This window comes from Protofrankia sp. Cas8 (assembly GCF_963555845.1).
GTDB lineage: Bacteria > Actinomycetota > Actinomycetes > Frankiales > Frankiaceae > Protofrankia.
In genome coordinates this window covers 1-1,428 of record NZ_CAUVXI010000084.1, presented here as the reverse complement: position 1 = coordinate 1,428, position 1,428 = coordinate 1, and the positions used below count along the sequence as shown (strand labels likewise).

Annotated in this window: 1 pseudogene; it reads left to right on the top strand. The window is 70.7% G+C overall.

The features are described from left to right. Positions 1-25 precede the first annotated feature (25 nt). A pseudogene (locus tag U9977_RS13810) lies at positions 26-1,428 on the top strand (type IV secretion protein Rhs); the annotation flags it as partial.

Sequence of the window (1,428 nt, the reverse complement as noted above, 5' to 3'; positions counted from 1 at the left end):
GGTTGTCCGGCCGGATGGCAGCCGGATGACCGCACAATGGAATGCGCTGCGGCTGCCGGTGACGCTGGTCGAGGCGGATGGTGCCCGCTGGGAACGCACCTATGATGACCGTGGGAATCTGACCGCCGTGGTCGATCCGGTCGGGGCGCGGACCGGGTTCGCCTATGACGACCGTGGCCGGCTCACCACCGTCACCGACGCGCTCGGCCAGATTCGGCGGGTGGCGAGCGATGCCGCCGGCCTGCCGGTCGCGGTGACCGATCCGCTCGGTGCGGTGACCTCCTGCGAGCGGGACGGGTTCGGCCGGGTGGTCGCGGTGACCGACCCGGTGGGCGGGACGACCCGGTTCGGGTGGACGGTGGAGGGCAAACCCGTATCCCGGACCCTGCCCGACGGTGCCACCGAGCGGTGGACCTACGACGGGGAAGGCAACCTGATCGAGCATGTGGACGCGGCCGGCCTGGTGACCCGCACCGAGGTGACGCATTTCGATCTGCCGGCTGCGCGGACCGGTCCGGACGGGGCGCGCCTCGCGTTCGCCTATGACACCGAGCTGCGGCTGGTCGCTGTCACCAACCCGGCCGGCCTGGTGTGGCGCTACGACTATGACCCGGCCGGGAATTTGGTCCGCGAGACCGATTTCAACGGCCGCGTCCTGGCTTATGTGAATGATGCCGGCGGGCAGCTCGTTGCCCGGACCAACGGTGCGGGGGAGAGCGTGCATTTCACCCGCGACCTGCTTGGCAACGTTATTGAGAAACGGGACGACAATGCGGTGACGACGTTTGCCTACGACGCCGTCGGCCGGGTTGTGCGCGCTACCAACTCCGATGCGGACTGTGTGTTCGAGCGGGATCCTCTCGGTCGGGTGCTGGCGGAGACCTGTAACGGCCGGACGGTGTCCTCGACGTTCGACGGGCTGGGCCGGCGGGTGCGGCGGGTGACGCCGTCCGGAGCGGCGAGTGTCTGGGCATATGACCCGAACGACCTCCCGACCTCTTTGGAGACCGCCGGGCGGACCCTGCGCTTCGCCCACGACGAGGCCGGCCGGGAGGTCGCGCGCAGCCTGGACAGCGGGGTGGTGCTGGCGCAGGTGTGGGATGCAAACCACCAGCTGCTGTCGCAGACCGTGACCGCGGGCCGGCCGGGGACCGCGGGGCAGGCGCGGGTGCTCCAGCGCCGGGACTACTCCTACAGCCCGGACGGGTATGTCAGCGAGATCGATGACATGCTCGCCGGCCTGCGCCGGTTCGATCTCGACCCCGCGCGGCGGGTCACCGCGGTCCATGGCTCGGACTGGTCCGAGCGGTACGCCTACGACGCGGCGGGCAACATCACCGACGCGTCCTGGCCGGTGCCCGCGCAGCGTGACGGCTGGGACGGGGGGGACCACGCGGCGCAGGGCGGTCGGGAGTATGCGGGCACGTT